This window comes from Hymenobacter fastidiosus (assembly GCF_039539565.1).
Taxonomy (GTDB): domain Bacteria; phylum Bacteroidota; class Bacteroidia; order Cytophagales; family Hymenobacteraceae; genus Hymenobacter; species Hymenobacter fastidiosus.
Window position 1 is genome coordinate 1 of record NZ_BAABDJ010000002.1, and the last position, 23726, is coordinate 23726.

General features: G+C 62.2%; 17 protein-coding genes, 1 tRNA gene and 1 pseudogene. 7 read left to right on the plus strand and 12 right to left on the minus strand.

Features of this window, described 5'->3' with window-relative positions; all coding sequences use genetic code 11:
• Nucleotides 1–74: 74 nt before the first annotated feature.
• The 3 genes and pseudogenes from ABD833_RS00805 to ABD833_RS00820 form a co-directional block, all read left to right on the plus strand.
• Nucleotides 75–4412: pseudogene (locus ABD833_RS00805) on the plus strand (CusA/CzcA family heavy metal efflux RND transporter); the annotation flags it as partial.
• Between the two features lie 23 nt (nucleotides 4413–4435).
• Nucleotides 4436–5608 (plus strand): efflux RND transporter periplasmic adaptor subunit, encoded by a 1173-nt coding sequence (locus tag ABD833_RS00815; RefSeq protein ID WP_345070314.1) that lies wholly within the window; start codon nucleotides 4436–4438, stop codon nucleotides 5606–5608.
• A 267-nt stretch (nucleotides 5609–5875) separates the two neighbouring features.
• Entirely contained in the window at nucleotides 5876–8041 is a 2166-nt protein-coding gene (locus tag ABD833_RS00820) for a heavy metal translocating P-type ATPase (protein ID WP_345070316.1), read from the plus strand.
• A gap of 279 nt (nucleotides 8042–8320) precedes the next feature.
• Here the strand turns inward: ABD833_RS00820 and ABD833_RS00825 are convergent.
• Nucleotides 8321–8392, minus strand: a tRNA-Arg gene (locus tag ABD833_RS00825).
• A gap of 151 nt (nucleotides 8393–8543) precedes the next feature.
• On the opposite strand from ABD833_RS00825, the gene ABD833_RS00830 reads away from it, so the two are divergent.
• Nucleotides 8544–9005: an organic hydroperoxide resistance protein gene (locus ABD833_RS00830; RefSeq protein WP_345070318.1), complete on the plus strand. Its 462-nt coding sequence runs from the start codon at nucleotides 8544–8546 to the stop codon at nucleotides 9003–9005.
• A gap of 90 nt (nucleotides 9006–9095) precedes the next feature.
• On the opposite strand, the gene ABD833_RS00835 is transcribed toward ABD833_RS00830, so the two are convergent.
• The 3 genes from ABD833_RS00835 to ABD833_RS00845 form a co-directional block, all read right to left on the minus strand.
• Entirely contained in the window at nucleotides 9096–9950 is an 855-nt protein-coding gene (locus tag ABD833_RS00835) for a transglutaminase-like domain-containing protein (RefSeq protein ID WP_345070320.1), read from the minus strand.
• A 242-nt stretch (nucleotides 9951–10192) separates the two neighbouring features.
• Nucleotides 10193–11395: an ADP-forming succinate--CoA ligase subunit beta gene (gene sucC, locus ABD833_RS00840; RefSeq protein WP_345070322.1), complete on the minus strand. Its 1203-nt coding sequence runs from the start codon at nucleotides 11393–11395 to the stop codon at nucleotides 10193–10195.
• A gap of 260 nt (nucleotides 11396–11655) precedes the next feature.
• Complete coding sequence (locus ABD833_RS00845; protein WP_345070325.1) at nucleotides 11656–12786, minus strand: glycoside hydrolase family 113; 1131 nt, start codon at nucleotides 12784–12786, stop codon at nucleotides 11656–11658.
• Between the two features lie 182 nt (nucleotides 12787–12968).
• Between ABD833_RS00845 and ABD833_RS00850 the strand changes: the two genes are divergently transcribed.
• The 3 genes from ABD833_RS00850 to ABD833_RS00860 all read left to right on the plus strand — a co-directional run bounded on the left by ABD833_RS00850 (nucleotide 12969) and on the right by ABD833_RS00860 (nucleotide 16970).
• Nucleotides 12969–13622 (plus strand): ABC transporter ATP-binding protein, encoded by a 654-nt coding sequence (locus tag ABD833_RS00850; RefSeq protein WP_073108416.1) that lies wholly within the window; start codon nucleotides 12969–12971, stop codon nucleotides 13620–13622.
• Nucleotides 13623–13916: 294 nt separating this feature from the next.
• Nucleotides 13917–14726, plus strand: coding sequence for a hypothetical protein (locus tag ABD833_RS00855; protein ID WP_345070328.1), 810 nt, complete (start codon nucleotides 13917–13919; stop codon nucleotides 14724–14726).
• A 324-nt stretch (nucleotides 14727–15050) separates the two neighbouring features.
• A complete protein-coding gene (locus ABD833_RS00860; RefSeq protein WP_345070329.1) occupies nucleotides 15051–16970 on the plus strand; it encodes a RecQ family ATP-dependent DNA helicase in 1920 nt (639 codons plus the stop codon).
• Nucleotides 16971–17043: 73 nt separating this feature from the next.
• On the opposite strand, the gene ABD833_RS00865 is transcribed toward ABD833_RS00860, so the two are convergent.
• From ABD833_RS00865 to ABD833_RS00900, 8 genes are all read right to left on the minus strand, one after another.
• Nucleotides 17044–17724 carry a type 1 glutamine amidotransferase domain-containing protein gene (locus ABD833_RS00865; protein WP_345070331.1) on the minus strand — a complete coding sequence of 227 codons (681 nt, stop codon included), beginning with the start codon at nucleotides 17722–17724 and terminating at the stop codon, nucleotides 17044–17046.
• A gap of 34 nt (nucleotides 17725–17758) precedes the next feature.
• Complete coding sequence (locus ABD833_RS00870; RefSeq protein WP_345070332.1) at nucleotides 17759–18067, minus strand: putative quinol monooxygenase; 309 nt, start codon at nucleotides 18065–18067, stop codon at nucleotides 17759–17761.
• Nucleotides 18068–18199: 132 nt separating this feature from the next.
• Nucleotides 18200–19195: an NADP-dependent oxidoreductase gene (locus ABD833_RS00875; protein ID WP_345070334.1), complete on the minus strand. Its 996-nt coding sequence runs from the start codon at nucleotides 19193–19195 to the stop codon at nucleotides 18200–18202.
• Nucleotides 19196–19359: 164 nt separating this feature from the next.
• On the minus strand, nucleotides 19360–19791 hold the full coding sequence (locus ABD833_RS00880) for an organic hydroperoxide resistance protein (RefSeq protein ID WP_345070335.1): 432 nt from the start codon (nucleotides 19789–19791) through the stop codon (nucleotides 19360–19362).
• Between the two features lie 42 nt (nucleotides 19792–19833).
• Nucleotides 19834–20283, minus strand: coding sequence for a MarR family winged helix-turn-helix transcriptional regulator (locus tag ABD833_RS00885; protein WP_345070337.1), 450 nt, complete (start codon nucleotides 20281–20283; stop codon nucleotides 19834–19836).
• A 196-nt stretch (nucleotides 20284–20479) separates the two neighbouring features.
• On the minus strand, nucleotides 20480–20779 hold the full coding sequence (locus tag ABD833_RS00890) for a rhodanese-like domain-containing protein (RefSeq protein WP_345070338.1): 300 nt from the start codon (nucleotides 20777–20779) through the stop codon (nucleotides 20480–20482).
• A 74-nt stretch (nucleotides 20780–20853) separates the two neighbouring features.
• The gene (locus tag ABD833_RS00895) at nucleotides 20854–22764 is read right to left on the minus strand and encodes a T9SS type A sorting domain-containing protein (protein WP_345070341.1); all 1911 of its coding nucleotides are present in this window, start codon (nucleotides 22762–22764) and stop codon (nucleotides 20854–20856) included.
• Between the two features lie 154 nt (nucleotides 22765–22918).
• Complete coding sequence (locus ABD833_RS00900) at nucleotides 22919–23704, minus strand: PASTA domain-containing protein (RefSeq protein WP_345070343.1); 786 nt, start codon at nucleotides 23702–23704, stop codon at nucleotides 22919–22921.
• Between the last annotated feature and the right edge of the window lie 22 nt (nucleotides 23705–23726).

Genomic DNA, 23726 nt, shown 5'->3' on the forward strand with positions numbered 1-23726 from the left:
CTAACGCATGGATTAGCTTGGCAAACATCAAACGGGTGCTCAAATTCTGCTAACTCAAACAGCTTCTCAGGCATTTACCCATCGACGCGGTGCCCGATATTACCACCAATCAGGTGGTGGTGTATACCGTAGCGCCTTCGCTGGCAGCCAGCGACATCGAGCGGCTCGTCTCGTTTCCCGTCGAGCAGAGCGTGGCCACGATTCCTGAGCTGGAAGAGGTGCGCTCTTTTTCGCGCTTCGGACTTTCGGTTGTCACCATCGTATTCCACGACAAGGTGGATATCTACTGGGCCCGTCAGCAAATCAGCGAGCGGCTGCAGCAAGCGCAGGAGCAGATTCCGCCCGGCACCGGCCGGCCCACCCTGGCGCCGGTGAGCACCGGGTTGGGCGAGATTTACCAGTATGTGCTGCGCCCCGCCCCCGGCTACGAGAAGGTGCACAACGCCCGGGAGCTGCGCACGATGCAGGACTGGATAGTGCGGCGGCAGCTGCTGGGTACGCCCGGCGTGGCCGATGTCTCGTCGTTCGGCGGCCTGCTTAAGCAGTATGAAATTGCCCTCGATCCGGCCCGGCTCAGCTCCCTGGGCGTGACCGTGGACCAGGTATACCAGGCCGTGCGCCGCAACAACCAGAATACCGGCGGGGCCTACCTCGACGTCAATCCGCAGGCTTACTTTATCCGCACCGAAGGCCTGGCCGCCACCCCCGCCGATCTGGGCAACATCGTGGTGCGCCAAACCGCTACCGGCCTGCCCGTGCTGGTGCGCGACGTGGCGCAGGTAGGCCTGGGGTCGGCCATTCGCTACGGGGCCATGACGCGCAACGGGCAAGGGGAGGTAGCCGGCGGCGTAGTGCTCATGCTCAAGGGCGCTAACGCCAACGAGGTGATTCAGGCCGTGAAAACCCGCATGGCAACCGTGCGCAAGTCGCTGCCCCGGGGCGTTATCGTCGATGTGTACCTGGACCGCTCCGAGCTGGTGGGCCGGGCCATCGGCACGGTGACCAAGAACCTGGCCGAGGGCGCGCTGATTGTGCTGCTGGTGCTGGTGCTGTTTCTGGGCAACTGGCGGGCGGGGCTGGTGGTGGCTTCCGTTATTCCGCTGGCCCTGCTGTTCGCCATCAGTCTGATGCGCGTATTTGGGGTGTCGGGAAATCTGCTCAGCCTGGGGGCCATTGACTTTGGGCTGGTGGTAGACGGGGCCGTGATTATCGTGGAGGCCATCGTGCATCGCCTGCACAGTGGGCCGCTGGCGGCCACCGCCCGGCTGAACCAGGACCAGATGAACGAAGAAACCTATCAGGCGGCCTCGAAAATCCGCTCCTCGGCGGCGTTCGGCGAAATCATCATCCTCATCGTGTACCTGCCGTTGCTGGCTTTGGTGGGCACCGAGGGCAAGATGTTCCGGCCCATGGCCCAAACCGTGGCCTTCGCCATCCTGGGCGCCTTTATTCTGAGTTTGACCTACGTGCCGATGATGTCGGCATTGTTCCTGCGCCGCAACACCCCGCCCAGGGAGAATTTCTCGGACCGGATGATGCTGTTTTTCACCCGCTTGTATGAGCCCGTGCTGCTATGGGCATTGCGGCGCAAGACCCTCGTACTGGGCACTGCCGTAGGATTGTTTGCCGGCGCCGGGCTGCTGTTCCGCACGCTGGGCGGCGAGTTTATTCCCACGCTGGCGGAAGGCGACTTCGCCGTGGAGATGCGCACGCTGGCCGGCAGCTCGCTGGGCTACACGGTGGAGAAAACCGAGCAGGCCCAACGCATTCTGCTGAAGCAATTTCCGGAGGTGCAGGAAGTGGTGGGCAAGGTGGGCTCGGCCGAAATCCCCACCGACCCCATGCCGGTTGATGCCGCCGACCTGATGGTGGTGCTGGAAAAGGACCCGGGCAAATGGACCTCGGCCACAACCCAGCAGGAGCTGGCGGAGAAAATGACGGCGGCGGTAAGCGTGATTCCCGGCGTGACATTCAGCTTTCAGCAACCTATTCAGATGCGCTTTAATGAGTTGAGCACCGGAGCCAAGCAGGACGTGGTGATGAAAATCTACGGCGAAGACCTGGCCCAGCTCAGCCGCTACGCCCGGCAGGCGGCCGCCCTGGCCCGCAAGGTGCCCGGCGCGGTCGATATCTACGCCGAGGAAGTCACCGGCCTGCCCCAGATTGTGGTGACGCTCGACCGCAACCGCCTGGCCCAGTTCGGCCTCAACGTGGAGGACGTGAACCGCACCGTGCAAACGGCCTTCGCCGGCCAGACCGCCGGGCAGGTGTTCGAGCAGGAGCGCCGCTTCGACGTGGTGCTGCGCCTGCGCGCCGATCTGCGTCAGGACATCAGTTCGGTGCGTCAGCTGTTCATCGCCACGCCCGGCGGCGCCTCGGTGCCGCTGGAGCAGGTAGCCACCGTGGCGCTGGTCGACGGCCCCAACCAGATTCAGCGCGACGACGCCAGGCGCCGCATCACCATGGCCTTCAACGTGCGGGGCCGGGACGTGGAAAGCGTGGTGACGGACCTGCAGGCGCGGGTGGACCGGCAGCTCAGGTTCGCGCCGGGCTACTACGCCACCTACGGCGGGCAGTTCGAGAACCTGCGCCAGGCCACCGACCGGCTCCTGATAGCGGTGCCGGTGGCCCTGGGGCTCATTTTCGGGCTGCTGTATTTCACCTTCCGCTCCCTAAAGCAGGCGGCGCTGATTTTCACGGCTATTCCGTTGTCCGCCATTGGCGGGGTGCTGGCCCTGGGGCTGCGCGGCATGCCCTTCAGCATCTCGGCGGGCGTGGGCTTCATTGCCTTGTTCGGAGTAGCCGTGCTCAACGGTATCGTTCTCATCGGCTACTTCAACCAGCTCAAAGCCGAAGGCGTCACCGGTCTGGTGGCGCGCATCCGGCGTGGGGCGGAGGTGCGGCTGCGCCCGGTGCTGATGACGGCTACGGTGGCGTCGCTGGGCTTTTTGCCCATGGCCTTGAGCACCTCCGCCGGCTCGGAGGTGCAGCGGCCGCTGGCCACGGTGGTCATCGGCGGCCTGGTTACGGCCACGCTGCTCACGCTGCTGGTGCTGCCGGTGCTGTATGCCCTGGCGGAGCGAAAGGCAGGGAAGCCAGCGGCTCCGGACCACGAGCTGATTGAAACCCGCGCCCGCGCTCTGCCCAAAACGCCGGGCCGTCTGGCCGTGGTGCTGGCTTTATTACTGCCTCTTGCGGGCCAGGCCCAGCAGGCTCCCATTTCAGCTGCTCAGGCGGTGAGTTTGGCGTTACGGGCCAACGGTACCGTTGCGGCCGCCCGGGGCGCGCTGGAAGCCCAGCAGGCCGGGCGGCGTGGGGCCGTGGATGTATTGGGTCGCACCACCATTCAGGGCACCTACGGCCAGTTCAACTCCTACCGCAACGACAACCAGCTTAGCATCACTCAGCCCCTGAGCCTGCCTAGCGCGTACCGCAGCCAGGCCCGGCTGGCCGACGCCCAGGTGACCAGCCGGGAGCTGGAACTGGCCCAGGTGCAGGCTGAGCTCCGCCGGCAGGTGCGCCTGAGCTACGAGCAGGCCGTACACGCCCGCCACAGCCTACAGGTGCTGCGCGGGCAGGACAGCATTTACACCGAGTTCCTGCGGGCGGCCAACCTGCGCTTCAAAACCGGGGAAGCCGCCCGCCTGGAACCTGCTACCGCCCAGGTGCAGCAGGGTGAAAACCAGGCTAAACTGCGGCAGGCCCGCACCGCCTACGTTGTGGCCCGGCGCCAGCTGCAAGCGCTGTTGCAGCAGTCGGCGCCGGTTGAGCTAACCGATAGCTTATTGCGGCCCCTGCGGCCAGCTGCACCCCCAACTGATCGGGATACCGCGGAGCCGGTCCGCAACGCCCAGGCCCGCGTGCTCCAGCAGCAGGTGCGGGAGCAACAGGCCGCCACCCGCGCCGAGCAGGCCCAGGGGCTGCCCGGCTTCACCCTGGGGTATTTCAACCAGAGCCTCATTGGTCCCCAGACCGTGGGTGGCGTGGGCGGCCCGGAGCGTTACTATGGCGGCAGCGCCCGGTTTCAGGGGGTTACGGCCGGCGTGGCCCTGCCGCTGTACCGCAAGCCGCAGCAGGCCCGGGTGCAGGCGGCCCGCCTGCGGGCGCAGGTAGCCCAAACCCAGGCCCACCGCTTTCAGACCGAGCTGGCCGCCCGCGTCGACGAGCTGCAGGCCCGCCGTCAGGAGCTGGCAGAGCGGGTGCAGTTCTACGAGCAGACTGGTCTGCCCCAGGCTGCCGTCATCGTGCGCCTGAGTACCCGCGCGTTCAAAGCCGGGGAGATGGGCTACTCCGAGTACCTGCTCAATCTGGACCGGGCCCTGCACCAGCGCACTGCCCGCCTCGACGCCCTGCTGGCCCACAACCAAACGATCATCGAACTGGATTACCTGCTTGGCACCGCCGCCCAGTAGACCTTCTCTTGCTGACTCTTCCGATGCGTATCCCGTTTATTTTTCTGCTGCTGCTGAGCCTGGCCCAGGCCGGGTGTGACTCCACCCCCAAAGAAGCCGCTGCTACTGACGGCCCGGACCCCACGGGCGGGTCCGCCGAAGCTGCCGAAACCGATCCGGACCTGGTGCTGCTCTCGGTTGCCGAGCAGCAGGCTGGCGGGCTCGAAACCGGGCGCGTCAGCTCCCGCCCCATGGGTACGGGCCTGGCCGTGACCGGCACGCTGGATGTGCCCCCCGAAAGCTCGGTGGCCATCACGGCCCCGCTCGGCGGCTTCGTCGAAAATACTCAATTGTTGCAGGGCACGCGGGTGCGCAAGGGGCAGGTGCTGGCCGTGATTCGCAACGCCGGGTTCGTGCAGCTCCAGCAGGACTACCTCGAAACGGGCAGCCGTTTGGAATACGCCCGCACGGAGCTGGCCCGCCAAAAAGAACTGTACGAGCAGGAGGTAGCCCCCCAGAAAAACTACCAGCGCGCCCAGGCCGACTACAACGCCCTGCGGGTACAAACCAACGCCCAGGCCGCCCGGCTGCGGCTGGCGGGCCTGCCCGTGGGCGGCCGCATCGTGAGTACGGCTACCGTGCGCGCCCCGCGGGCGGGCTTCGTGAAAACGGTGAACGTGACCGTGGGCCAGAGTGTGACGGCCACCGAAACGCTGTTTGAAATCGTGGACCCCGAGCACCTGCACGTCGAGCTGACCGTATTCGAGAAAGACGTGGCCAGACTGCGGAAGGACCAGCTCATTCGCTTCACCCTGCCCGGCGACTCGGCCCGCGGCAGCCAGCCGCGCACGGGCCGGGTGTACCTCATTGCCCAGGCCATCGGCGCCGACCGCACCGTGCGCGTCCACGGGCATTTGGATAAGGAAAACGACCGGGCGCTACTGCCGGGCCTCTACGTGCGAGCCATTATCGAAACCGGCCGCACCGCCGTCGTGGCCCTGCCCAACGCGGCGCTGGTGCGCTTCGCAGGCCAGGCCTACGGCTTCGTGGCCGAAGCGGCGGGCCGCTACCGCATGGTGGCCCTGCCCACGGGCCGCAGCGAGGATGGCTACACTGAAGTCACCTTGCCCGCCGATTTGCCCGCTACTACCACGTTCGTGACCGCGGGCGCCTACTCGCTGCTGGCCAAGCTCAAAAACGCCGGGGAAGAGGATTAGAGCGGTCCTCGGGGTGGTGTACGTCCCGCCCGGTCCGCCGGCTTTTTCGGCCAGCAGACCGGCCATCGGCTGCTGACCTTGTTTACCTTATTTACCGGTAATGGTCACGCCCGTCTTGTTCCGGCGCCGACTGGTCCGCGGGCCAAAAAGCCGGCGGGCCGGAAAAACGGCCGCGTACACCAGGCGGAGAACCGCTTTAATTCTTCTGCCCGGGGCAACTTATTCGGGCCCCTTCCTGGCTGCTTCTCTCCTGCAATTGTCTTTGCTATGCCTGAGCCAACCTCCTCCGATACCAACGAAGAGCTGAACCCTGCCAGGCAGGTGCCGCCCGAAAACGTGGGTGCCCTCAACCGCGACCAGCTCACGCCCGCAGCGGCCGCCGGGCCGCCGGGGCACGACGTGCCCGGCCACGCTCATGCCCCGGCCGCCGATACCACCCCCGACAAGCACGCCGGCCACCACCATCCCGCCAGTAAGCTCGTGGGGGATAAAGGTGGGGTAGGCGAAGATGAGCACACCGGGCACGACCACGGCCCGCCCGGGGCCAACCCCTACCTCGGGCCCGGCGTGAGCCTGGGCCTGCTGCTGGGCGGCTTGGCGCTGGACTACTACGACGCGGACTTTTTCACCGGCTACGTTCGCCTGCTCTGGTACGGCGTGGCCTTTCTGCTGGTGGGCTGGCAGGTGATGAAGGCGGCCGTGCTCAGCATTCCCTCCAGGAATATCTTCAACGAGTTTTTGCTGATGAGCATCGCCACGCTCGGGGCCTTTGCCATCGGGGAATACCCGGAAGGGGTAGCGGTGATGCTGTTCTACACCGTGGGGGAGCTTTTTCAGGACGCGGCCGTGAACCGGGCCAAGCGCAGCATCAAGGCCCTGCTGGAGATTCAGGCCACCGAAGTCACCGTCATTCGCAACGGGCAACTGCTGGTGCTCGACCCCAGGCAAGTGGTAGTGGGCGACACCATTGAAGTGAAGCCGGGGGAGAAAGTAGCGCTCGACGGCACCCTGACCAAGGGCCCGGCTTCGTTCAACACGGCTGCCCTCACCGGCGAATCGGTACCGCAAACCAAACAAACCGGCGAAACCGTTCTGGCCGGCATGGTCAACCTGGCAAGCCTGATCCAGGTGGCCGTAACGGCTGACTACCAAGACACGAAGCTGGCCCGCATCCTGGCTATGGTGCAGGACGCGGTGGGCCGCAAAGCCAAAACCCAGCAGTTCATTACCAGGTTCGCCAAGGTGTACACGCCTGTCGTGGTGGCTTTGGCGGTGCTACTGGTGCTGGCACCTTACTTCTTGGTCGACGACTACGTATTCCGTACCTGGCTCTACCGGGCGCTGGTATTTCTGGTTGTTTCCTGCCCCTGCGCACTGGTTATCAGCATTCCGCTGGGCTATTTCGGCGGTATCGGTGCGGCCTCCAAAGCCGGCATTCTGTTCAAGGGCTCCAATTTCCTGGACGTGATGCGCGAGCTGGACACGGTGGTACTGGATAAAACCGGTACCCTCACCCAGGGCGTGTTTGCTGTGCAGCAGGTGCAGCCCGCGCCTGGGTTGGCTGCCGCGCAGCTATTGCGGCTCGTAGGCGCGCTCGAAACCAAATCGACCCACCCCATTGCCAAAGCCGTGGTGCTCTACGTGGGCGCCGCTGCCAGTGGCGTGTCGGTGGAGAATGTGGAGGAAATATCCGGCCACGGTATGCGGGGTAAAGTCGATGGCCAGGACGTGCTGGCCGGCAGCGCCCAGCTATTGACCAGGTTCAGCGTCGGCTATCCGTCCGAAGTCGACCAGGTAACGGACAGCATCGTAGTGGCCGCCATCGACGGAACCTACGCCGGCTACCTCACCGTGGCCGACGCCCCGAGGGAAGACGCGGCTCGCACCGTACGGGAGCTGCGCGCCGATGGCATCACCAAAATTGTGATGCTCTCCGGCGACAAGAACAGCATCACCCAGCGCGTAGCCAGGGAGCTTGGTATTGATGAGGCTCATGGCGGCTTACTACCGGAAGACAAAGCCCGCTACGTGCAGCAGTACAAGGATGCGGGCCGCAAGCTGGCCTTTGTGGGCGACGGCGTAAACGACGCGCCCGTAGTAGCGCTGGCCGATGTGGGCATTGCCATGGGCGGCCTGGGCGCCGCCGCCACCATCGAGACGGCCGACGTGGTGATTCAAACCGACCACCCCAGCAAGATTGTCACCGCCCGGCGCATTGCCCGTGCCACGCATACCGTGGTCTGGCAAAATATCTGGCTGGCTTTTATCGTGAAGGGCATTGTATTGGCCCTGGGTGCCGGAGGCCTGGCTACTATGTGGGAAGCCGTGTTTGCCGACGTGGGCGTGGCCCTGCTGGCCATTCTCAACGCGGTGCGTATTCAACGAATGGACTATTCGACCGCTGCAGACAGGCCTCGGCGACGCGCGGCATGACTACAGCAGCTTCGCCAGCGTGGGCCAGGTACGCAAAAATGAGTAGGTCAGGCCTTACGCCCTGGTTCGCGAAAATCATTTCACGCAGGGCTCGCAGGGTTAAAACGCAGGGCTCGCAGTGCGAACGGAGCAGAACCCTGCGAGACCCTGCGGGAAAGATAATTCGCCGATTTTGCGTAAGTCCTGACCTACTCACGACATCACAAGCAGGATCGGGTCCCCTGGCAGGGGCCCCGTAAAAGCAAAACCCCTTCACGACGACGTAAAGGGGCTTTTCTGTGGTCACGCTAGGAATCGAACCTAGATCAAGAGCTTCGGAAACTCTCATACTATCCGTTGTACGACGTGACCAGGTTATTTCCGATGTGGGGCAAAAGTAGAGAGAAAAACACGTGCAGCCAAATACAAGCCGTATTAGGCGGCCAGATTGTTAGCTGGGTGGAGGTAACCTTAACACAGTCAGAACGGTTAAATGACTACACAACCACCAACTCTTTCCAGGATGAAAAAGAATCTGTATACCGCCGATGCTACGGCCACCGGCGGCCGTAGCGGCCACGTTCGCTCCTCCGATAGTACTATTGATCTGGATATGTCGGTGCCAGAGGGTTTGGGCGGCAAGAAAGGAACTACCAATCCGGAACAGCTGTTCGCTGCCGGTTATGCCGCCTGTTTTCAGCAGGCCCTGCTGGTAGTAGCCGGGCAGCAGAACGAGGAGCTGGATCCGGCCAGCACTGTACAATGTTCCGTAACGCTGTTCCAGGAGGGCGAAGGTTACGGTCTCAGTGCGGTGCTGAATGTTGATCTGAAAGGACTTGACATCCAGAAGGCCCAGGCTATGGTAAGCAAGGCCCATGAAATTTGCCCTTATTCAGTGGGCACCCGCGGCAATATGGAAGTAGAATTGAACGTAGCCGGGCAACCGGCAGAGGTTGTAGAGTCTGAGAAGACAGCCTCTGCCTGAGCAATAGCGAAACGTCACTAACCGTGCTATCTGACAACAAAGAAGCCTTCCATCGTCATTGGAAGGCTTCTTTGTTGTCAGATAGGGTCTCTATTTCAGGGCTGTCAGCGATGGTACGGGCTGGTAGAACGTAGTGACGGAGTGGGTATAGCGCATCCGGCTTATTGGGGTGTCATGCTGGAATACGGTAGGATTTTTAGCGCCCGTTGGAACCAGCATCAAGCCACTGGGCGCAGTTCCGGTACCGATGCGGGTGTCTAAAGTAGTGTCAAAATAATACAGGTAGTTCGCGAGCCAAGTGAAGTAAGGCTTACTCTTGGTACCGGAAGAAGTAGCAATCTGCAGGCCCGGTGCCTTACTTACCAGCGCTGCCTGAAGTTCGACGGCATTAAGCGGGACGTCGTTAAGCATCGGAACCACATCCCACTGCCCGTCTACCATCACCCATTTCTGCTGGTCGCGGAGCCAGGCCTCCGCTACCGCGTGGCCAGCGCCCTGCCGGCGGGTTTCTACATCGGCCGTTTTCAGGTTCAGGGGCCGGGCCGGAATACCCAGGGCGGTGAGAGCTCCAACAATCACAATGCTGTATTCGACACACTGAAACTGCTCACCCATTGCCGCATCCTGTAAAATGGAAATTGGATCGGGTTTGCGGGCTTCGTTGCGGCCGTTGTGTTCCCAGCGGTTGTGCACCCACGTACATACGGCTTGCACTTTGGCCAGATCAGTGTCTTTCCCCACCACAATATCTTCCAGCGCATAGGAAGTGTAAAGGTTAACCAGATAGGGCTCCCCGGGTGAGCTGCGCTGAAAGGTATAAGTAGTCGGATCAGGATCTTTCTCAAATTCCAGAGTCTTAAGCCTGTTCTGAGCACTGCCGGGCCACTGACACGCCAGCAGGAGTAGTGTGAGAACAAATGACCTGGTGAAGCGATGGAAATTCATAGAGTGCAGGTGGCGCGGAGGGGCAATAGGAAACAGGCAGTAAGGACGTATTCAAGCAAGGGGTAAACGCAGGAGGTATAGCTCGGGTTGTGATGTTAAAGTTATACATAATATATATATTAATCAATTTAATTCTTTGTAGAGCAGCTCCCGGATGGGAAGCAAGCGCACAAGAAGGCCCACCCAATAGCTGGGTGGGCCTTCTTGTGCGCTTACCCGGGAGTGGGGAAGCCAGAGAAAGATTACGCTACCTGGCTGGCCAATACTTCCTTCACGCGGTCAGCCGCATCCTTCAGCAATACGGCCGAGAATACCTTCAATCCTGACTCATCAATGATGCGGGCTCCTTCCTCCGCGTTGGTGCCTTGCAGGCGCACGATGATGGGCACCTTGATGTCGCCGATGTTTTTGTAAGCTTCTACCACCCCATTGGCCACCCGGTCGCAGCGCACGATGCCACCGAAGATGTTGATCAGGATGGCTTTCACGTTCGGATCCTTCAGGATGATGCGGAAACCGGCTTCCACGGTCTGGGCGTTGGCTCCACCCCCTACGTCGAGGAAGTTGGCCGGCTCACCGCCGCTGAGCTTGATGATATCCATGGTGGCCATGGCCAGACCCGCCCCGTTCACCATGCAGCCCACGTTGCCGTCGAGCTTCACATAGTTCAGGTTAGAGGCCGAAGCTTCCACTTCCAGCGGATCTTCCTCGTTGGTGTCGCGCAGGGCTACGAAATCGGGGTGGCGGTAGAGGGCGTTTTCGTCCAGCGTTACTTTGGCGTCCACGGCCAGAATCTTGTTGTCCGAGGTCTTCAGCACGGGGTTGATTTCGAACATGGCCGAATCCGTCTCGTCATACGCCTTGTACAGGGCCTGCACGAACTTCACCATCTCCTTCTGGGCCGGGCCGGTCAGGCCCAGGTTGAAGGCAATTTTAGCGGCCTGGAACGGGCGCAGGCCCACGCGCGGGTCCACGTGCTCGCGGTGAATCTTCTCGGGGTGCGCCTCAGCTACTTCCTCGATGTCCATGCCACCTTCGGTGGTATAGATGATAACGTTTTTGCCGGTTGCCCGGTCCAGCAGCACGCTCATGTAGTACTCCTTTACTTCCGACTCGCCGGGGTAGTACACGTCCTGAGCAATGAGGACCTTGTGCACTTTGCGGCCTTCGGCGCCGGTTTGCTTGGTTACCAGCTGCATGCCGATGATCTGGCCGGCAATTTCCTTCACCTGCTCCAGGTTTTTGGCGAGTTTCACCCCGCCCCCTTTGCCGCGGCCGCCGGCATGAATCTGGGCCTTGATAACGTACCAGCTGGTGCCGGTATCGGCGGTCAGCTTTTTAGCGGCTTCGACGGCCTCCTCGGCGGTGTCGGCCACGATGCCTTCCTGCACGCGGACGCCGTAGCGCTTAAGAATTTCTTTACCCTGATACTCGTGAATGTTCATAGAGGGTCCAGTTGAGTGGGGTTGACGGGTGGTTTGCGGCCACGAAAGTAGACAATAATCGGTTGTGCTGCGTTATGCCGCCTGTCATTGGCCGTACCAGGTGTCATTGCGAGCAAAGCCAAGCAACCCGTCCTCTGAAATGTAAAAAGCCCTGTTAACCCCGCAAGTCCCAACGTACTGCATTCGTCCGGGCTTGCTGCTTTCACAAGGGTTAACTTATTGTCCAGGACGCATTGCCGCGCTTCGCTCGCCCCGACAGGCTACCGGCCATACCAGGCTGCCATTACCCGCTCGGCGGGCTTGTGCTGGGGCGTGAAGTCGGCGTGGCGGCGGGCCGGGCCGTCGGCAGCCAGGCCGGGGTACCATTTCCACACGAACAGGCCCTTGAACCAGGGCTGAGGCCAGAACGTCTCGAACAGGGCCTCGTAGCAGGCCGCCTGCGTAGCCTCATCCGGCGGGCTAAAAGCAGCCGTGTGGTCGGGCCATTTCCAGGGCTCGATGGCGGCATCGGGCGTGCTTTTGTAGCCGGCTTCGGTGAAGACTACGGGCTTGTTAAACTGCTTCTGCACCCGCGCAATGGCCTTCAGGTGGGGCTGCCAGTTGGTCAGCAGGGACTTTTTTGGTGGACTATCCGCCTGGCTCAGCGGAAAGTAGGCCTGGATGCCGATGAAGTCCAGCGCGTCCCAGAAGCGGACGCGCTCAAACTCGCCGCTCCAGTTGGCCGCGTAAGTCAGCGGGCCGTGGTACACCTGCCGCACCTGCCGGATCAGGGCGCGCCACTCGGCCTCATGACTCACGGTTTTCTCCAGCTCCGTGCCAATACAGAAAGCCGCCATCTGCTGCTCTTCGGCCAGCCGGGCGTAGTGCAGAATGAAGACGGAGTAGCTGGCAAACCAGGCCTGCCAGTCGGCGGCCGACTGCATTTCCACGTCGCCGGGCCAGGTGCCGCCGGGGCCGCGCAGCCAGAGGTGAGGCTTGAGTAGCGTGTTAATGCCTTGTTTACGCGCCTGCCGCGCGGTTTGGACCAGGCCGTAGTCGCTTTCGCCCCAGTAGCGGTGGCGGCCGGACAGGCGCTGGGTGTGCAGCTGCACCGTGGGCACGGCCGCGCCGGCCTGCCAGCCGAAGGGGGTTTGGGCAATCCAGGTGACGTGGGCGCGGAGCAGGGGAGCAAGGTCGGCCGAGGCGGCGGAGTCGGCCGCCACCCAGCTCACGCCCCGAAAGCGGCCGTCGCTGACTGGTCCGGCAGCCGCGGAGCTGTTGGCAGTCAGCAAGGCTGCTGGCGGCGGGGTGCGCGGCCAGTTCCACCACGCGCCGGCGCTGATGACCAGGGTGAGCACCGCCAGGACCGGAGCCAGCCATCGCCAACGGCGTCCCGGGGAAAGCAGCCGCATCCCCATTATTTCAGAGCCCGAAGAAAAAGCAAGAGGCGGTGGCGGGAGCATCAGGGAAGGTTTAAACGGCGGTGGCGTCTGGCCTGACCGGGGAAATCCACTGAATTTGGGAAGTAAACCTGACAACGCCCTACATTCCGTAGCTTTGTTTCGTAAGACCAGCTTAACCAATCCCGTTTCCCTTGCTCCAGGCCATCAACGTTCGTAAAAAATATAATACGCTGGAAGTGCTGAAGGGCATCGACCTGACGATTGAGAAGTCGGAAATCGTATCCATCGTGGGTTCTTCGGGCGCTGGCAAAAGCACGCTGCTGCACATCCTGGGTACGCTGGACAATCCGGATTCGGGCGAGGTGCTCTTCGATGGCACGTCGGTCAGCTCGCTGGGCCGCGCTAATCTGGCCAAGTTCCGCAACCGGCACATCGGCTTCATCTTTCAGTTTCACAACCTGCTGCCCGAGTTCACGGCCCTGGAAAACGTGTGTCTGCCGGCTTACCTGGCCGGCCGCTCGGAGAAGGAAACCCGGGTGCGGGCCCGCGAGCTGCTCGGCATGCTGAACCTGGAGCGCCGCGCCGACCACAAGCCCTCGGAAATGAGCGGCGGCGAGCAGCAGCGCACCGCCGTAGCCCGCGCCCTGATCAACTCGCCCGAAATCATCTTCGCCGATGAGCCCAGCGGCAACCTCGACTCGCAGAATGCCCACGAGCTGCACCAGATTTTCTTTCTGCTGCGCAAGGAGCTGGGTCAGACCTTCGTTATCGTAACTCACAACGACCAGCTGGCCGAAATGGCCGACCGCACCATCACCATGAAGGACGGGCACATTTCGGAGTAAGCAGTCTTTGTTGCTACAAAGAGCCCTGCCGGATAGTCCGGCGGGGCTTTTGGCGTTTGGGACTTCGGCCAGGGAGGTTGCACAGGATTGAGGTTGGTCAATATTGCAGGTGGTAAAGCGTTAACAGTCAGGAATAGTCGAAGTGAAAAAGCCAATAAAATTAGGCTGGCTAATATGGTTGGAAAAATAGTTTGTAAGTAGCTGGTAATCAATGGGTATATTTTGTAATTTTTGGCACGAAACCACCTCCTTTCTGGTTTGCTACAGAGAACAACAGAACGTAACAGGACACTTATGGAAACCGCCATGAACGAAGCCCCCAAAACCACCAAGAACCAGGTCAACAAGACCAAAGTCGAGAGCTACGACATCTCGCGCTCCGATGAGACGCTGCACCTGGCCACGGATCTGGCCAAGTTCATCAAGGACAACAAGCTCACCACGAATGTGCAGGGCAAGGAGTTCGTGAACGTGGAAGGCTGGCAGTACGCCGGCTCGCGCCTGGGCATCGTGCCCATCGTCGACCACGTCATCAATGTCTCGACTGAAACGGAAATTAAATACCAGGCCAAGGTCACGCTGTTTGACCTGCGCTCGGGCCATATCGTGGGCGCCGGCTTCGCCATCTGCTCAAATAAGGAGCAGGGCAAGAAATTTTACCAGGAGTTTGCCATCATGAGCATGGCCCAGACCCGGGCCATCGGCAAGGCCTACCGCAACATTCTGGCCTGGATTATCCGCGCGGCAGGGTACGAGCCCACGCCCGCCGAAGAAATGGAGTACGGTGGCAACCAGCCCGAGGCGAAGGGGGTTGTGCTCACTCCGGCTCCGCAGGCAACTGCTGAGCCAGCCATTGCCGCCGCTATGAAAGCCGTGCCCGCCGAGCCTGCCGTCGTAGCCGAAGCTCCGGCCGTCGCCTACGCCACGGCCGCGCAGAAAGAGGAAATCATCCGCCTCCTGAACCACCCGGTGATTACCCGCCAGGAGAAAACCAAGATGCTGCTCAACATCAACCGGCTGGATGAGGAGCGCGCCACTCAGGCCGTGGCCAAGCTCCGCAAAGCCATCGACGACCGGGAGAACGGGCAGTCGGCCGCGGCTTAAGCGTTATCCTGCTATTGTTATCGAAAGCCCGGTGCCATTTGGCGCCGGGCTTTTTCGGCCGTCATTTCCCCTCGTTTGTCATCCTGAGCAAAGCGAAGGACCTTCCTCTGAATTGGCAGTGAGCCTTCTTAAATGAGCAAAGCCCTTTCCCGTTGCGTACGGGAAAGGGTTTTGCATTTTGAAAGAGGTTTTGCAGAGGCGACGAGGAAGGTCCTTCACAGGCTCAGGATGACAGCCGTAAATGAGCTGACAGCAGCCGCCGAAAGCTTCCGTTTCCGAAGCCGCCCTGCTACCTTCGCTGCTCCGCCAAAACTATCTGTACCCGTGGCTTTACCTACCGACGATATTCTGCTGGTTCTGCGCCAGAACTGGGGGCACGCGGCATTCCGGCCCATGCAGGAGGATATTATCCGGGCGGTGCTGGCGGGGCAGGACACGTTGGCCCTACTGCCTACCGGCGGCGGCAAGAGCGTCTGCTTTCAGGTGCCGGCGCTGGCGCGGGACGGGCTGTGTCTGGTGGTGTCGCCGCTGATTGCGCTGATGAAAGACCAGGTGGAAAGCCTGCGCAAGCGTGGTATCAAGGCCGAAGCGGTGTTTTCGGGGATGAGCCACCAGGAAATCGACCAGACCCTGGACAACTGCGTGTACGGGCCGGTGAAGTTCCTGTACGTGAGCCCCGAGCGGCTCCTGACCGATATGTTCCGGGCGCGGGTGGGCAAGATGAAAGTGAGTTTGCTGGCCGTGGACGAGGCCCATTGTCTTTCGCAGTGGGGCTACGACTTCCGCCCGCCGTATTTGCAGATTGCCGCGCTGCGGGAGCTGCTGCCCGGCGTGCCCGTCATTGCTCTCACGGCCACCGCCACCGCGCAGGTGAAGCTGGATATCGTGGAGAAGCTCCAGTTTCGGCCCGGCAGCCGGGTTTTTCAGCAAAGCTTCGCCCGGCCCAATCTGTCGTACTCAGCCCTGCCGACCGAGGACAAGCTGCGCCGGCTGCTGGAAGTGGTGCGCGGGGTGGGGGCTGATAAAACCAGTATCGTGTACGCCCGCACCCGCCGCCAGACCGAGGACACGGCCGCTTACCTGCAGCAAAACGGCTTAAAGGCCGCTGCCTACCACGCCGGCCTGCCCGCCGACCAGCGCAGCCGTACCCAGCAGGACTGGATGGAAAACCGCATCCGCTGCATCGTAGCCACCAACGCCTTCGGCATGGGCATCGACAAGCCTGACGTGCGGCTGGTGGTGCACCTGGAAGCGCCCGACAGCCTGGAAGCCTATTACCAGGAAGCCGGGCGGGCCGGGCGCGACGAGAAGTATGCCTTTGCCGTGCTGCTCCAGGGCCCCAACGATGCCGACGAGCTGCGCCGCCGTACCCAGCAGGCCTACCCGCCGCTCGACACCGTGCGGCGGGTATACCAGGCCTTAGCCAACTTCTCGCGCACGGCCGTGGGCGGGGGCGAGCTGGTGGCCTTCGATTTCGACATCCAGCATTTCGCCGAAACCTACCGCATTAAGGCCCTGGACGCCCACAACAGTCTGCGTACCCTGGCCCGGGAAGGCTTCGTGCAGCTCAACGAGGCCGTGAACACGCCCGCCCGGGTCCACATTCCCATCGACCACCACGACCTGTACCGGTTTCAGGTGGCCAATGAGCAGCACGACAAGCTGATTAAGTCGCTGCTGCGCTTTAATGGGGGGGAGCTGTTCAGCGGGTTTCAGCGGATTTCCGAAAACAGCCTGGCCCAGCACCTGAAGCTGAGCGTGCTCGACGTGCGCAAAACGCTGCTGTTTCTGCACCGCTCGGGCATCATTCAGTACCAACCGCGGCAGGAATCGCCGCAGGCGCTGTTTACCACCCCGCGCTTCGATGCCGACAAGCTGCCGCTGGACCAGAAGCGCCTGCTCCGGGCCCGCGACCTGGCCCGCGACAAAACCGAAGCCGTGATTCGCTACGCCCACGGCGGCCTATGTCGCCAGCAGCTGTTGCTGGAATACTTCGGCGAGCTGGACGCGCCGGCCTGCAAGGTCTGCGACTTCTGCCTGGCCGAGAAGAAAGCCCGCCAAACTCCGCCGCCCACCACCAATTTGCGCGCTCAGCTGCTCACGCTGCTCAAAGCCACGCCCCAGACGCCCCGCGACATCCTCGCGCGCTTCGCGCCGGGCCAGGCTACGGCCGTAACCGAGCAGCTGCGGGAGCTGGTAGAAATGGGGGAGCTGCAGTACGCGCCGGACGGGCGGCTGGGGTAGATACCCAAAAGCCGCCCCGGCCGCGCCTGAAACAGGAGCAACCGGGGCGGCTTGGTACGGCAAGCGGCAGGAGCTACTTCGCCAGCTGCTTCAGCAATTCGTGGGCGGCCAGCTCGGAGGAGGCCGGGTTCTGGCCCGTAATCAGGTTGCCGGCGCTTACCACGTACGGGGCCCAGTCGGCCCCTTTGGAGTAGGTGCCGCCGTTTTCCTTCAGCATGTCTTCCACCAGGAAAGGCACGACGTTGGTCAGCTGCACGGCTTCTTCCTCGGTGTTGGTGAAGCCGGCTACCGACTTGCCTTTTACCAGCGGCTCGCCGTTGGCGGCTTTCACGTGGCGCAGCACGCCGGGCGCGTGGCACACGGCCGCTACGGGCTTGCCGGCGGCGTAGAACGTTTCGATCAGCTCAATCGACTTCTGGTCCTCGGCCAGATCCCAGAGCGGGCCGTGGCCGCCGGGGTAGAATACGGCGTCGTAGTCGGTGGCGGAAACTGTGTCGAGCTTGACAGTATGGGCCAGCGCCTTTTGCGTCTCCGGATCCTTTTTGAACCGCCCGGTGGCTTCGGTCTGGGCGCCGGCTTCGTCGCTCTTGGGGTCGAGGGGCGGCTGACCACCCAAGGGGGAGGCCAGGGTCAGCGTCGCGCCGGCGTCCTTGAACACGTAGTAGGGGGCGGCAAATTCTTCCAGCCAGAAGCCGGTTTTATGACCCGTGTTGCCCAGCTGATCGTGGGACGTCAATACCATCAGAATATTCATGGGAGCGTGCTTTTAAGGTGAAAAAATGCCGTGGCTAAGCCAGCAGGCGGTAAAAAGTGGTTTTGCGCTCGGCCAGCAGCGGCACGATCCGGCCCAGTACCAGATCCTGGAAGTGGGGCGCGGCGCGGTGGGCAATCTGGGCTTCCTGGTTGGCGTACTGCTCGTAGATGAAGAAGCGCGCCGGCTCCTCCGTCGACTGGTGGGCAATGTAGAGCAGGTTGCCGGGCTCATGCTGGCGTACGGCCGCGGCGGCTTCGAGGAGCAGGCGGCGCACGGTTTCAACGTGGTCGGGCTGCACCAGCCACTCGGCGGCTACGCAGTAGATTTCACCTTGGTTGGTCATGGGGTTTGGGTTGATGTGATTTCACGCAGGGTAGCGCAGGGGATGGCGCGGGGGCGCGCAGTGTGGTTCAACGGGCCACTGCGCTACCCTACGGTTTTAACCCCGAGCCCCTGCGTGAAACAGAGAAGAAAGTTACGCCATCTTCACGATGGCCTTGCCGGTGTTTTCGCCCTTGAACAGGCCCAGGAAAGCCGCCGGAATCTGGTCGAAGCCCTCGGTGATGGTTTCTTCGGCGTGCAGCTTGCCCTCGGCGAGCCACTCGCTGAGCCTGGCCACGCCTTCGGGCCAGCGGCTGTGGTAGTCGCTGACGATGAAGCCCTTCATCAGGGAGCTGGTAGTCAGAAGCTTGCCTTCCGGGCGCGGACCTACCGGCACTTCGGTGGCGTTGTACATCGAAATCTGCCCGCAGATGGCAATACGGGCGTTTTTGTTGAGGTTGTTGTACACGGCATCCGTGATGGCCCCGCCCACATTGTCGAAGTAGCAGTCTACGCCGGCAGGCGCGGCGGCGGCCAGTGCTTCGGCGATGTTAGCGGTCTTGTAGTTGATGGCCTCATCGAAGCCGAGCTTTTTCAGGTAGGCTACCTTTTCGTCGGAGCCGGCCGTGCCGATGACGCGGGCCCCCTGGATTTTGGCCAGCTGACCCACCACCATCCCCACGGCCCCGGCCGCGCCGGATACCACAACGGTTTCGCCGGCTTTGGGCTGGCAGATGTCGAGCAGGCCGAAATAAGCGGTAAGACCCGGCATGCCCAGCAACCCCAGGAAATAGCTGATGGGGGCTTTATCCGTGGGTATCCGGGTCAGCCCCGCCCCATCCGACACGCTGTATTCCTGCCAGGGCAGATTGCCGACGACCACGCTGCCCACGGGCAGCTGGTCATGCTGACTTTCCACTACTTCGGCCACTATACCACCACTGATGGGCTGGCCCACCTCGAAGGGTGCCACGTACGACTTGCCGGCATTCATCCGCCCCCGCATGTACGGGTCGACCGATACATAGCGGGTTTTGAGCAGCACCTGACCGGCCGCGGGCTGGGGTAGGGCCCCGGTTTCGAAGCGAAACTGGTCCGCCGAAGGCTCCCCCTGGGGGCGGCTGGCCAGCACAATGGTTTGGTTTTGCATAGCTCGGGGGGAATGAGGGGAAAAATCTATTCTCCTGCGTCGTCTGTCATCCTGAGCAAAGCGAAGGACCTTAGCACGCAGCAACGACTGGTTCTGGTATGATAAGGTCCTTCGCAGGCGTACGCCAGATCAGGGATGACAGACGGCGCAGCAGGGCAGAAGAATTAATTAGTCGTGGTAGTGAGGTTCACCTCGATGTTGCCTTTGGTAGCCCGGGAATAGGGGCAGATGCCGTGGGCGGCTTCTACCAGCTTTTCGGCCTGGGTCTGCGCCAGGCCGGGGATATTTACGTGCAGGTCGGCCGAAATGCCGTAGCCGCCGTCTTCGGCCTTACCAAAGCCGATCAGGGCTTCTACGGTTACGCCGGCGAGCTTCACCTGAGCCTGACGGGCGGCTACGCCCAGGGCCCCTTCGAAGCAGGCCGCGTAACCAGCGGCAAACAGCTGCTCCGGGTTGGTAGCACCAGCTTTGCCGGGGCCGCCCATTTCCTTGGGCGTGCTCAGCGTGAGATTCAGCACATCGTCGTTGGTGGATACGCCGCCGTCGCGGCCGCCTTTGGCTTTGGCCTGGGCCGTGAAGATTTTTTCGATTTTCATCTAAAAAAAGTAAAAGTGAACTTGGAAAAACAGCCGGCCGGATCAGGCCAGCTGGGTTAAAAGAGTATGTAGCTGGAGGCGGAGCGCGGCAAACTCAGCGGGCGTCATGGCCAGCTTTCCCAGCAGCTGGAGCGGAATGTGGCAGGCGCGCTGCTGCAGCGCCCGGCCGGCGGGCAGCAGACCAATGATAACCGACCGCTCATCACGCGCGTCGCGGCGGCGGCTGACCCATTGTTTCTGCTCCAGGCGCTTGAGCAGGGGCGTGAGCGTGCCCGAGTCGAGCAATAGCTTTTCGCCCAGCGCTTTCACCGTCAGCTCTTCGTGCTCCCACAGCAGCAGCAGCACCAGGTACTGCGGATAGGTCAGGTCCAGCTCCCGCAAATAGGGCTGGTAAGCTTTCGTCAGCATCCGCGACACGGCATAGACCGGAAAGCAGAGCTGGTTTTCCAGCTTTTGCAGCGCGTTTTCGGACGAAGTGGAGGGCTTGTTCATGGGTTTCGAAAAAGACAACCAGCAATAGTTGTGCAATGTTTGATTGTGGGCAACTAAATTTCCCGGGCCGTCTGATACCTTGTACAGCAAGGCGAAAAACGCCAAGCAGTGCGGGCCTGACGATGGGGCAAAAAAACCGGAGCCTCGCGGTAGCAAGGCTCCGACAGGGGAGCGGCAAAAAAAGGACTGTGGGCTGCTAGGCTTGCTGGTAAGCCTGGAAGCCCCCTAACAGGTTGCGGACATTCCGGAAGCCATGCTGCACCAGGAGCGCCTTGGCGGAAGCCGAGCGGCCGCCACCCTTGCAGTGGACGATGATTTCCTGCTCCTTCAGGTCTTCCAGCTCATCCACTTTCTCGGGTAGGGTACCGAGCGGAATATTTCGGCTGCCTTTGATGTGGCCTTCCTCGTTTTCCCAGGTTTCGCGCACGTCAATGATGGTAGGCGTTTCGCCAGCGGCCTGGCGCTGTTTCAGCTCGGCAGGAGTGATGTCAGTCATGTAGTATAGTAAGGAGACGGGAGGAAAAAGGCGTTGCCCGCGCAACAATAGGAAATTCCGGTCACAGCTGCTGTCTACCGGGCCAGCACCAGCCGCTTGGTCACCGTCAGGCCCGTTGGCAGCGTGAGCTGCACCAGGTATACGCCGGCCGCCAGAGGCCGCAGATCCAGCGCTGGCTGCCCCAACTGCCCAACGGGCTGGGTCCAGACCGGACGGCCCAGGGCATCGAGTACCGTAGCGCGGAGGTAGCGGCCCTGCACCTGCACCAGGCCGGAGCTGGGGTTCGGATACAGCGCGAAAGCCGCCGCGATAGCCGGATCAGCGGCCGCCGTCACCAGCTTGTTGGTCAGCACCGGCCGCATCATAATGGAGCCGGCCGGGGTTTTGCCCGCGCTGAACTGGTCGGTAGTATATACTTGCCACAGGCCGGTTTCGTTGGCGAGGAAGTGGTTCTCCGGGGGCGCGTTGTTCAGATCAAGCCCTATGGGAACATACTGCCCGCCCAGGGCCCCCCGGCTGTAGCCCGCGAAGAACGTCCCGCTTACCGGCACCGGCGCATCGAAGATAATTTCCACGAAGTTCTGGCCGGCGGGCAGCGTGGCCGGAATGACAAAGGTTTTGCTGGCCCCGGGCTTGGGCAGGTCGGTGGGGCGCAGGCCGGCGCCCGAGCCCTGGCTGTCCCAGACGTGGGCCGTGATGGTGCGGCCGGCCGCCGCGGGCATAATAGGGTAGATGCGTAGGCTGCGAACCTGATCAGCAACGCTCAGAGTGTAGCGGAGGGCATAGAAGCGGGCGGGGCCGCTGATAAACGGAAAGAAGTCGATGGTGCCTTCGGGGGTGCCGTCGTCGTAGGCGTAGAAGTTGCGCAGCTCCGTCACCCGCGAAATACTGTCGTTGGCTAAGGTCCGCGGATCGGCTCCGGCCAGCGGGAGCAGGGCAATGGTATGGCGGATGGTTTTTTCGGCCGGCGTCACCGGAATCGGGGTGTTGCGGACATTCCCGGCCAGCCGCACCTGCCGGGCCGAGGCATCCAGGGCCTGGTTGCCTACCAGAAATGTCTCTGCCGGACCCGCGGGCAGAATCTGCAGCGTCCCCCGCCAGTCGATGGGAATGGGCTGGGGGCCGATGTCGAGGTTATTGATGGTCGTCGCTACCTGGTCATTCAGCTCGGCGGTGGGTGCTGGGGAAGCGTTGTACTGCCAGACCGGCATGGCCGTGTAGCGCTTCAGCAGGCTGGTCAGCGGGGTGCTGACGGCAATATCGCGGTAAGACGAGTCGGCGGCGGAGCGGTTGCGGTCCAGCTTCACGTAGTCGACGGCCCAGCTGTCGTTGCCGTTGGCGGTGGTCTGGTAGCCGGACGTGTGGAACCGGAACTGGAAGTTGGCGTGCAGGTAGCGGGCCTGGTCCACGGCCAGCAGCTGCTGGCGGAAATTGGTGCGCTTGCCCTGACTGCGCAGAATCCAGGCCCGCTGCCAGCGGTTGTTCATATCCTTGAACTGCACTTCAATAAATACCGGCCGCGAGCCGCTGTTGGTCGACGGCTGGGAGTAGATATTGCCGACCTGGTAGAAGAAGCTCAGAAACACCTTATCCGTCGCCGCCAGCGAGCTAAGGTCGATAGGCTGGGAGGTGAGCGTATCCGTATCGCTGTAAAAAGTGCCGTAGGGCAACCCTTTACCGTTCAGCCCGTCGAACGAGGCGACGCCGCGCGAGGGGGGGGCCAGGGCGAAGCGGTTGTTGATGAGCACGCCCCCACCCGCCGTCCAGCGTTCGGGGGTAGCCGGGCCTTCGGGTTGGGTGGAAAAATCGTCGAAAAAGGGCAGGGGAAGCGCCGCCGGTCGTGGCGCGGCGGCCGGCTGCCGCGCCAATCCGGCGGCCCGGTCGGGAGCAGTGGGCAGGGGCTGCACCAGCTGGGCCCGAGCGGTCAGCGGCAGCAGCGCCGCAAAGAGAAATAGCGACTTAAGTAACGCTTTCGGGTGGATCATAGACGGTAGCTTACGCAGGGCAAACGAAGAGGGCGGCGGGAAAATTTCGTGTTTACCGGAAATACGACGGACCGCTTTGGCTCCGAAAACCAGGCTGCCCGTCAAAGTACCCTGCGGTCTTTGGCGGGCAGCCTGGTTTTCGGAGTAGAGTCGTTTATTCGACGGCATCCAGCGGGGCCCGACCCGCAATCCAGAGGTCGACGAGCTGGCCCATGCGAATGGTAGCGCCGGGCGCGGCCACCGGGCGCTGCTTCACTACGGAGCCGTCGGCCTGGCCTTCCTCCGCGGTCTGGTAAAAAATTTCGCCTACCTGCAGACCCTGACCCACCAGCAGCGTGGCGGCTTCATCCTGGGGCATATTCACCACGTTGGGCACCGGGAATTCCTGGTTGCCCTGGCCGTCGCCGACGACCAGATCGACGCGGGTGCCTTTAGCAATGGGAGCTCCGGCCGCTATTTCCCGGCCGCCCACCAGCTGCTTGAGCACCGCGTTCTGGGCCAGATCGGGCACCAGCTTGATTTCACCGACCACCAGGTCGTAGCTTTTCAGGATCATCTGCGCGTTTTTTACCGAGCCATCAATCAGCTTAGGCATCTTGATGACGGGCGGGTTCTTCATGCTCACCGACACGTAAATCTTGCGGTCTTCCTTCACCCGCTCACCGGGGGCGGGGTCCTGGGTGAGTACCGTACCGGGCCGGATGCTGGGGTTGTAGCTGCTGTCGTCAACGAAAAAGCGCAGGTTCCGCTCGTCGAGGTAGTCTTCCAGCGCCGCCTGCTGCATGCCGGTCACCTTGGGCACCACGATGGTTTCGCCGTGGTTGGTGGTCATGGGCAGATACACGAAGAAGAAGCCCCCCAGCAGCGCTGCCCCAATGGCCGCGATGACCAGCAGATGTTTGAGCAGATCAACGGGGGTGTCAGATTTAAGAAAGGACATGAAGGGAAGGAGGTAGGAACTG

Excerpts from the sequence above, each read along its gene's own strand:
- ABD833_RS00870 (WP_345070332.1), bottom strand. The coding sequence starts at position 18,067 with ATGACCAACCAAGGTGAAATCTACTGCGTAGCCGCCGAGTGGCTGGTG.
- ABD833_RS00855 (WP_345070328.1), top strand. The coding sequence starts at position 13,917 with ATGGAAACCGCCATGAACGAAGCCCCCAAAACCACCAAGAACCAGGTC.
- ABD833_RS00885 (WP_345070337.1), bottom strand. The coding sequence starts at position 20,283 with ATGAACAAGCCCTCCACTTCGTCCGAAAACGCGCTGCAAAAGCTGGAA.
- ABD833_RS00900 (WP_345070343.1), bottom strand. The coding sequence starts at position 23,704 with ATGTCCTTTCTTAAATCTGACACCCCCGTTGATCTGCTCAAACATCTG.
- ABD833_RS00890 (WP_345070338.1), bottom strand. The coding sequence starts at position 20,779 with ATGACTGACATCACTCCTGCCGAGCTGAAACAGCGCCAGGCCGCTGGC.
- ABD833_RS00830 (WP_345070318.1), top strand. The coding sequence starts at position 8,544 with ATGAAAAAGAATCTGTATACCGCCGATGCTACGGCCACCGGCGGCCGT.
- ABD833_RS00835 (WP_345070320.1), bottom strand. The coding sequence starts at position 9,950 with ATGAATTTCCATCGCTTCACCAGGTCATTTGTTCTCACACTACTCCTG.
- ABD833_RS00820 (WP_345070316.1), top strand. The coding sequence starts at position 5,876 with ATGCCTGAGCCAACCTCCTCCGATACCAACGAAGAGCTGAACCCTGCC.
- ABD833_RS00865 (WP_345070331.1), bottom strand. The coding sequence starts at position 17,724 with ATGAATATTCTGATGGTATTGACGTCCCACGATCAGCTGGGCAACACG.
- ABD833_RS00875 (WP_345070334.1), bottom strand. The coding sequence starts at position 19,195 with ATGCAAAACCAAACCATTGTGCTGGCCAGCCGCCCCCAGGGGGAGCCT.
- ABD833_RS00895 (WP_345070341.1), bottom strand. The coding sequence starts at position 22,764 with ATGATCCACCCGAAAGCGTTACTTAAGTCGCTATTTCTCTTTGCGGCG.
- sucC (WP_345070322.1), bottom strand. The coding sequence starts at position 11,395 with ATGAACATTCACGAGTATCAGGGTAAAGAAATTCTTAAGCGCTACGGC.
- ABD833_RS00845 (WP_345070325.1), bottom strand. The coding sequence starts at position 12,786 with ATGCGGCTGCTTTCCCCGGGACGCCGTTGGCGATGGCTGGCTCCGGTC.
- ABD833_RS00815 (WP_345070314.1), top strand. The coding sequence starts at position 4,436 with ATGCGTATCCCGTTTATTTTTCTGCTGCTGCTGAGCCTGGCCCAGGCC.
- ABD833_RS00880 (WP_345070335.1), bottom strand. The coding sequence starts at position 19,791 with ATGAAAATCGAAAAAATCTTCACGGCCCAGGCCAAAGCCAAAGGCGGC.